Annotated in this window: 7 protein-coding genes; 3 read left to right on the forward strand and 4 right to left on the reverse strand. The window is 49.4% G+C overall.

Annotation, left to right across the window (positions count from 1 at the left end; genetic code table 11):
• The 3 genes from umuD to HHI26_RS04510 form a co-directional block, all read right to left on the reverse strand.
• Positions 1–420, reverse strand: coding sequence for a translesion error-prone DNA polymerase V autoproteolytic subunit (gene umuD / locus HHI26_RS04500; protein ID WP_133843318.1), 420 nt, complete (start codon positions 418–420; stop codon positions 1–3).
• Positions 421–633: 213 nt separating this feature from the next.
• The gene (locus tag HHI26_RS04505) at positions 634–1,104 is read right to left on the reverse strand and encodes a hypothetical protein (RefSeq protein WP_133843316.1); all 471 of its coding nucleotides are present in this window, start codon (positions 1,102–1,104) and stop codon (positions 634–636) included.
• Positions 1,101–1,847: a winged helix-turn-helix domain-containing protein gene (locus tag HHI26_RS04510; RefSeq protein WP_133843314.1), complete on the reverse strand. Its 747-nt coding sequence runs from the start codon at positions 1,845–1,847 to the stop codon at positions 1,101–1,103. Before HHI26_RS04510 ends, HHI26_RS04505 begins: the two co-directional genes overlap by 4 nt.
• A gap of 291 nt (positions 1,848–2,138) precedes the next feature.
• Between HHI26_RS04510 and HHI26_RS04515 the strand changes: the two genes are divergently transcribed.
• From HHI26_RS04515 to HHI26_RS04525, 3 genes are all read left to right on the forward strand, one after another.
• A complete protein-coding gene (locus HHI26_RS04515; RefSeq protein ID WP_133843312.1) occupies positions 2,139–2,693 on the forward strand; it encodes a LuxR C-terminal-related transcriptional regulator in 555 nt (184 codons plus the stop codon).
• A 34-nt stretch (positions 2,694–2,727) separates the two neighbouring features.
• Positions 2,728–5,343: an inverse autotransporter beta domain-containing protein gene (locus tag HHI26_RS04520; protein ID WP_171148677.1), complete on the forward strand. Its 2,616-nt coding sequence runs from the start codon at positions 2,728–2,730 to the stop codon at positions 5,341–5,343.
• 437 nt (positions 5,344–5,780) lie between these two features.
• Positions 5,781–5,990, forward strand: coding sequence for a hypothetical protein (locus HHI26_RS04525; RefSeq protein ID WP_197931306.1), 210 nt, complete (start codon positions 5,781–5,783; stop codon positions 5,988–5,990).
• A gap of 68 nt (positions 5,991–6,058) precedes the next feature.
• Here the strand turns inward: HHI26_RS04525 and HHI26_RS04530 are convergent, their stop codons facing one another.
• Complete coding sequence (locus HHI26_RS04530; protein WP_133843308.1) at positions 6,059–6,370, reverse strand: hypothetical protein; 312 nt, start codon at positions 6,368–6,370, stop codon at positions 6,059–6,061.
• Positions 6,371–6,674 lie beyond the last annotated feature (304 nt).

Here is a 6,674-nt window from a genome sequence, read left to right on the forward strand (position 1 = left end):
TTATTTGTGTGCTTTAAGGGTAAAGGTCACCACGCCGAAAATCTCCAGCTCTTCCTCACTCAAAAAGACGATCGCGGAATACTCGCTGTTATGGGGAACCAGTTGCAGTGTGGGCCGGGTACGCAGCTCTTTGACCGTAAATTCTCCGGCCACAGCCGCCACCACAATATCGCCATGCACGGCGGTCAGTGAACGATCGACGATCAACAGATCACCGTCACCGATCCCTGCCCCACGCATCGAGTCCCCGCTGACTTTGATAAAGTAGGTGGCGCTGGGGTGCTTAATGGCAAACTTGTTGAGATCGAGGCGATCTTCAACATAGTCCTGTGCCGGGCTGGGAAAGCCACACGGAACGCGCTCAAGGAATAAAGGCAGGTGCAGGGCGTGATAACTGTCGGTCGGGCGGATGAACTGCATAAGGGGAATCTCAATAATACTGTATTTATATACAGTATCGCTGAATCTGTGCTGCGATCAAGCGCCTTGCGATGAGATTCTGGAAAGCACCTGAAGTGGCGGGAAATTTAGTGGTTCCACTCAGAGTGAGTTAATACGCTTTATGCCTGGTCCGGCTTGCGTGAAACTCGCCCTGAGCCGGAACAGACGAAGAGCAGTGAACGCAGACAATCATCACTGGCACAGGCCCAGCGGGCGTCCTTTAAATCCGGTTAACAGGCCGCTATTTTTATAGCGGAAAAAATAGATACGCCCGGTAAATCCCTCTTCGGCGAGGGGATCGATATAGCGACCTATTCGTGGGTCTGACGTTAACGGCCCGGCGATCCGGAACGACTTCACGGTGCGGACATTCACAGAGTCATATTTAAAATGATTTTCTGTTTCAATGGTTCTGACTGAAGCGAAATCTTCAAACGCGTTACCCGGGCCAGCAATACTGATACGGGCGGAATAGGTGTGTTCTTTCCCACCACGGTAGGTAAACCAGTTTCCCTGGCTAACGATGTATCTGTCGGGTTCATCGTAAATCAAAACGGATTTGGAAGCGCAGTCCCCTGAAGCCAGAAATATCAGGTAGGGGGCAAAAAACCATCCGGCGGCACACAGCATCAATGCTCCGGCGAGCATCAGCAGGATCTTCATGAACGGTGGTGTCCAATAACGGTGAAAGAGAGGCAGTCGCTGTCTGCACTACCCATTTCCTTGTGACAAAGATAGAAGGATAAATTGTCTGGCCCTGCGTTATTCAGATAGACATATTTCATACTGGTTAATGCGACGTAGTGGTTCTTAACCCAGTAATTCACTCTGGACAGCGCTTCTCTGCTGTATGGCTTATTGTTAAGATAGAAATAAAATGTGCCGTCAATCTCAACGGGAGGAGAGTAATTTATCTCCGTTACCATGCTTAGCTTTCTGACATAAGCAGCACTCAGAAATAAAATAACAGCTAGTGTGATAAGCATCGCTATTCGAAGGATAGGTTTGCGGCTAACAGTGAGGGCTTCCCGATTATTTTCTGCCTCTACTGCATCTTCCTGGCGATCTTCTGGCTGGGAATTTATGCCATTAACAGGTGTATTCTGGAACAGAATAATACCTTTCTGCAGAAGATGTCCTTTCCTTGGCTGGGTAATCAAGACATCGTCTGCAATCCCTGCCTCATCAAATACCCGTCGCAGGCGATACAGCGTTTGCCTTACAGCAGTATCAGAAACAATAACACCGCGATTCAGCCAGCACTCTTCTAAAAGCGTCTTTCTGTTGATAAAGATATCTTCATTTCTCAGGAAAAAATCGAGACATCTTGCTTCCTGAATGGTGAGCTTAATATACTTTTCACCATTATTTAAAGTACTGTTCACTGGGTCAAAATACGCCCCCATTTCGACCACCCTTCTGAAAGCGAAATTCTTTCAATTATAGTAAGTTACATTACCTTGTGGAATATTTATTTTTCCCACTTCAGAAAATATTTTTTCCATGACGCCTGTCTTTATTGATGTAACAGGCAATCCTGACACAGGTAACACGTGTAACAGAACTAATAAGATTATGATTTAAAACAAAAAATAAAAAATAAAATGCCCTTCTTGTTACTTTTAACCCGCCTGATTGCTGTCACTTTATGTACCCGCTAAGATGCATTTCCCTTAAGGATTCGAGAAGGATAAAACGTGACATCAGCACCTGGAAGCAGAATTAAATATAATATTCTCACTGACTGCATCTATCTTAAAAAATCATTAATGCAGATAATGGCGGAGATTAACAACGAAGGTCATATTGCTACGGGTTATTTTCTGATTGTTGATTTGCGTTGTGTCGACATTCTGTCTCTGAGTATACAGGAAAATCCTGCCCCACGAATTTACTTAAGCAGCATCGCCAGAGATAAACTATCACCCAGGATCGCAGATTTCACCATCGACCTTCATCATGATATCCAGTCGGTAAAAAGTGAAATGATAAGAATAATGGAAAACCTGATGGTAAACGATAAAAATGAAAACACCCCTACGCCAGCCACTTTACATGCCGATCTGACGCCCGTTGAAAACATGATGTTAAAAATGTTGTCCAGCGGACATTCCGTCAATGCGATAGCAGAAATACAAAAAACTCCCGTAAAAACCATTTACAGCAGAATAAGCAGCGCCAGAGAGAAACTCTCTGTCCGAACCACCTATGAATTATTGCATCAAATTTCATCGCATAACATCAGATTTTGATTATTTGAAAAAACACAGCCAGACTTAAATAAAAATGAAACTTATAAAAAACATTTTTTCGTCAACCGTCGTATTTATCATCACTTCCGCTGTTTTTGTTTTCCCTGCATCCTCCGCTGATTTCCCCGGTTTTCCGCAAGAGGAGGATTTTCTCACCCTCAATGACACCCCGCAAAATACGCCAACCCACGACAGCAACGCGACCGCCCTTTCAAAGGCAGTGAATACGGGTATTCATTTTCTTACGGCTAAAACAGACAGCGCAGCGGGACTTCGCTATCTCCAGCGTGAGATCGACAGTGAAGTCAGCCAGCAGCTCAAGTCCTTCCTCAACCCCTTTGGCACCGCCCGTGTACAGATAGAAAGCGATGAAAATATTTCGCTAAAAAACTCCGCCTTCGATCTGCTTATTCCCCTCTGGCAAACTGAACATGCGATGACCTTTAATCAAACCAGCCTGCACCGTAGCGACGATCGCGCACAGCTTAATGTCGGGCTTGGGCTACGTTACTTCAGCGATAGCGTGATGTATGGCGGCAACATCTTTTTTGATTATGACCTGTCAGGGTATCACCGCCGTCTGGGGGCGGGCATTGAGCACTGGCGTGATGATCTGAAACTCAGCGCCAACTATTACACTCCCCTCTCTGACTGGCGATCGGCGAAAACCCGTGAAGACTATGATGCACGCCCCGCTAACGGCTGGGATACGCGCGCTAACGCCTGGCTTCCTGCCTGGCCGCAGTTGGGGGCGATGCTGATGTTTGAACAATATTACGGGGATGAAGTCGCGCTGTTTAACATTGAGAACCGGCTGAAAGATCCTTATGCGATAACGGTCGGACTAAATTATACGCCTTTTCCCCTTTTGACCTTCAGTGCAGAACATCGCCAGGGAAAATCGAATACCAAAGACCGTCATTTGTCTCTTCAGTTTACCGTGGGGCTGGATTCCTCATTGCAGCAACAGCTTTCGCCCGCAGCCGTATCATCACGACGCAGCCTTGCGGGTAGTCGCAATGACATGGTCGAAAGAAACAACACTATCGTTCTGGAATATCGTAAACAGCAGGTTATCACTTTCATGATGGCAGGTGCGCTTAACGGCGCTGCAGGTGAACGTAAGCCGCTGGGGATCAGCGTAAATGCCCGGCATGGGTTTTCCCATCTTGAATGGTCTTCAGCCTCACTGCAGGAAGCGGGCGGAAAAATCATCAGTGGCATGACACCCCATCAGCAGGATGTGATACTGCCGCCGTGGCGCAACGGCGACCCGGTGGCCAACATCTATAAGGTCTCGGCCATTGCCGTGGATAAACGCGGGAACCGTTCCCTCTCTCAGAACCTGGTGATTACGGTCAACAATCCTGGCGCCGGCGTCAGTCAGAGCAGCATAATGCCAGCCAGAAGCCAGCTCCCCGCCGATGGCATCAGCATGCGGGAGTTGGTGTTAACCCTGATAGACGAGCAGTTAAAACCCATTGATGAAGCAGTGGACGATATAATCCTTCACGTGGAGTCGGATATTGCGTCCTCCACAGCTCTCGTTTCGGCGCTAAAAAGACGGTCAGCGGGCGTCTATACGCTGACCGTCACCGCCGGCATGCAGGAAGAGCGTCTGACGTTAACCGCCTCCGCCAGAGGGCTGATATCCTCACCCGCTCAGGTGGAAATTGTCAGCAGAATCCCCTCTGCAGTCTCTTCGACGCTCACCTTATCGCCCTCCACTATCGAAGCCGATGGGCTTGAAACCAGTACGCTGACCATCGAATTGAAAGATCGCGACGGCCAGCCCCTCAGTCGCCATGCGGAGCGGATCAATCTGTCGATCAGGCAGGATGTGATGAGGAACGCTTCTGCCTTGCCCACCCTCAGCGATCTTCAGGAGACCGCACCCGGTGTTTACAGCGCAGCGCTATCAGGAACCACAGCTGGACAATTTACTCTGATACCCGAATATGCAGGCGATACCGAGGGTGATTTTAATCAACTCGCGGCGAAGATCATGCTAACCGCCCCCCTGACGCAGACAAAGATTGTGGGGATAAACACCCATCTGGATAGTGCCGGAACCGATTTTCCTCCCGCGGGATCTTTCCCGAAAACGGGTTTCCGCGGTGCGACCTTCACCGTCAAACTCACACCCGGGGCCGATCCGCGCCAGTTTAGCTGGGCATCGGATCAGAGTTGGGTCACCGTGGATCCCCTGGGACACGTCCTTTTTGCGGGTGAGGCCTCCTCCGGATCGAAAACGGTGACAATCACCGCGACGCCTGCCGTCGGTAAAACGCTGAGCTACAGCTTTACGCTGGAGAGCTGGTTTATCAATTCAGGGGAAATGATAATGAGTCGCGATGAAGCCGTCGACTATTGCGCCAGTAAAGGAGAGGGATACCAGTTACCCTATTTTACCCGGGTAAGCGGCTCTGACGCCTTGTCCGACAACAATGTACGTGGCAAAGTTGGGCGGCTCACCAGTGAATGGGGAACGATGGGGCTCTATGGTAAAGGATGGAAACCCTGGTACTACTGGGTTGACGGCCAACAGAACGATGGCTGGACATCCTGGTTCTATGTTTACCAGGACGGCTCATTAAGCAACGGCTGGGGCAGTGAAGGCCATCATGCACTTTGCTATAAAACATTGTGATGTATCGCAGGGAGGCAACAGTCTGGTCATGGATCCAAAGATGAGGTCAGCCTGAAGGCGAAAAAGCAAAAACCGCCCATCCGGCGGTTTGTGACAAAATCGGTAACGGTTACTGCTGCAGGGTGAATCTCGTTTCGCAATGCGGGCATTTCATCGGTGAGGCTTTTGATTGCATGGTGATCGACTGTCGGCCAGGTCGGTGACAATCAGGGCATTCCACTTCGGTGGTAATCAGCTTAATCCGCTCCATTGCATACTGGAAGTAGGTCATGACCATTTTCCTCTTGTATCCGCGTGAAAGATAAAACTAACATAGCGCGCTAATGGTTAACCAGAGCTTATGTTAATTTTTTACCTATTCTTACAGAACCGGAGCGGGAAGTGATGCCATTGCCTTTTCGCCCCGCGATAGATTCTGCCGTACAAAAGGAGAGAGCATGATCAACAAAACCACCTTACTGATAGCCATCGCGGCTCTTACAACCGCCTGTTCACCACATCAGCCGAAGCAACAGCGCAGTGAAACGCCTGAATGCCGTACCTGGCGCACCATGATGACCGCCCCACTGGCGCCCGATGCATACGGCAGACTAAAAGCTGACTGTGAAAAATCCGTGGGCCGCGGTGACAGTATTCGTCCTGATTGATCGCTGTATGGGGTGTTCAGGGGCAAATCACTCAGGATGCCGTTTTGCTCTGAGCGCTTCGCCTGGCATCACAAGGTGGAGATCGATTGAACCTCATGCTGAAAAACGTAAGGGTCAGACAACAGTTCAAACACCTCATCATCCGGGTAAGTGACGGCAATCTGATAATGCTCTCCGGCAAATGCCTTCACGGCATTCAGATCCTCCCACCACGTCGCCAGGAAGAAATGCTCCCAGTCCCCCTGCGTTTCGCGTCGGACAGCTGCGCCTTTGTTACCCGGCGTCCCTGTTGCATGCTCCACCCCAGTCTTCTGCAAATGAGCGCTAAACCCTTCAGCGTGTTTGAGAGGCACGCAGCCGTGCCATGTCCTGACAATCATTGATCCATTCTCCTAAAGCGATCACACACATAAGATATCCACTATTAAGTCATACCTTGCCGATGCTATGCAAAATTGAGTGTTTTTACGAAAAAGACGCGAGTGCACTGGATAATATTTACCCGTTGCACCCACTCCTTTACCCTCAGTTCTGGATGATGTGATAACAAGGAAACGTTATGGAAAACGGTTTTAGTATTGCCATGACTCCGGTCCAGTTGGCAGCCGTCATGGCTGATGAGTCAGTGCTCACTGAGCGTATCTGGGGCAGTATCGGGTTTCTCGGTAGTGTGCTGGAGCTGGC

Source organism: Erwinia sp. JH02, assembly GCF_013074405.1.
Lineage (GTDB): Bacteria > Pseudomonadota > Gammaproteobacteria > Enterobacterales > Enterobacteriaceae > Erwinia > Erwinia rhapontici.

Bases quoted from the DNA above. Each gene is read 5' to 3' on its own strand.
- HHI26_RS04520 (WP_171148677.1), top strand. From the start codon at position 2,728: ATGAAACTTATAAAAAACATTTTTTCGTCAACCGTCGTATTTATCATC.
- HHI26_RS04505 (WP_133843316.1), bottom strand. From the start codon at position 1,104: ATGAAGATCCTGCTGATGCTCGCCGGAGCATTGATGCTGTGTGCCGCC.
- HHI26_RS04525 (WP_197931306.1), top strand. From the start codon at position 5,781: ATGATCAACAAAACCACCTTACTGATAGCCATCGCGGCTCTTACAACC.
- HHI26_RS04530 (WP_133843308.1), bottom strand. From the start codon at position 6,370: ATGATTGTCAGGACATGGCACGGCTGCGTGCCTCTCAAACACGCTGAA.
- umuD (WP_133843318.1), bottom strand. From the start codon at position 420: ATGCAGTTCATCCGCCCGACCGACAGTTATCACGCCCTGCACCTGCCT.
- HHI26_RS04510 (WP_133843314.1), bottom strand. From the start codon at position 1,847: ATGGGGGCGTATTTTGACCCAGTGAACAGTACTTTAAATAATGGTGAA.